This window comes from Arthrobacter sp. ZBG10, assembly GCF_001238605.1.
In the GTDB taxonomy this organism is placed as follows: Bacteria; Actinomycetota; Actinomycetes; order Actinomycetales; family Micrococcaceae; genus Arthrobacter.
The window spans coordinates 1-1,073 of sequence record NZ_LFQH01000103.1; the positions used below are offsets into that span (position 1 = coordinate 1).

Annotated in this window: 1 protein-coding gene; it reads left to right on the forward strand. The window is 68.7% G+C overall.

What is annotated here, in order from left to right; all coding sequences use genetic code 11:
- Window positions 1-1,073 (forward strand): aldehyde dehydrogenase family protein (locus tag ACU18_RS18535; protein ID WP_050687953.1); only part of this gene is annotated, 1,073 nt, incomplete at both ends.

The following is a 1,073-nucleotide window of genomic DNA, read 5'->3' on the forward strand; positions in this document are numbered from 1 at the left end:
GACACCGCCTCCGCCCTCGCCGCCGGCTGCCCCGTGGTCTTCAAAGCCCACAACGCCCACCCCGGCACCAGCGAACTCGTCGGCCACGCCATCACCAAAGCCATCACCGACCACGGCCTGCACCCCGGCGTGTTCTCCCTCATCTACGGCCCCGGCACCAGCATCGGCCAAGCCCTCGTGGCCGACCCCAACATCAAAGCCGTCGGCTTCACCGGCTCCCAGGCCGCCGGCACCGCCCTGACCCGGACCGCCGCCAACCGCCCCGAACCCATCCCCGTCTACGCCGAAATGTCCTCCCTGAACCCCGTCATCGTCTTCGAAGGCGCCCTCACCGGCCCCACCGCCAACATCGACGCCCTCGCCCAGCAGTATGTTGCCGCCGTGACCGGCAGCTCAGGCCAACTCTGCACCTCCCCCGGACTCCTCTTCGCCCCCACCGGCGACGCAGGCGACAAGTTCGCCGCCGCCGTCAACCACGCCATCACCACCTGCGCCGGGCAGACCATGCTCACCGAAAGCATCGCCGGATCCTGGCACACCGGAACCGAAGCACTGGGCTCTGCGGACGGCGTCACCGTCCTCGGACAGGGCGCCGACGGCCAAACCCACAACGCCCCCGCCCCGGCCATCTACGCGACCCAGGTCAAGGACTTCCTCACCAACGAAATCCTGCACCAGGAAATCTTCGGCGCAGCCTCCCTGGTCATCCGCTACACCACCACCAGCGACCTCCTCGACGCCATCACCCGCCTCGAAGGCCAACTCACCGCCACCCTCCACCTCACCAACCACGACTACCCCACCGCAGCGCCCCTCATCCCCGCCCTCGAACAAAAAGCCGGCCGCATCATCGTCAACGGCTGGCCCACCGGCGTCGAAGTAGGCCACGCCATGGTCCACGGCGGCCCCTACCCCGCGACCTCCGATACCCGCACCACCTCCGTCGGCACCCTCGCCATCAACCGCTTCCTCCGCCCCGTCGCCTACCAAAACCTCCCCACCGAACTCCTCCCCACCCCCCTCCACAACACCAACCCCTGGCACCTCAACCGCCTCATCAACGGCCAACCCAC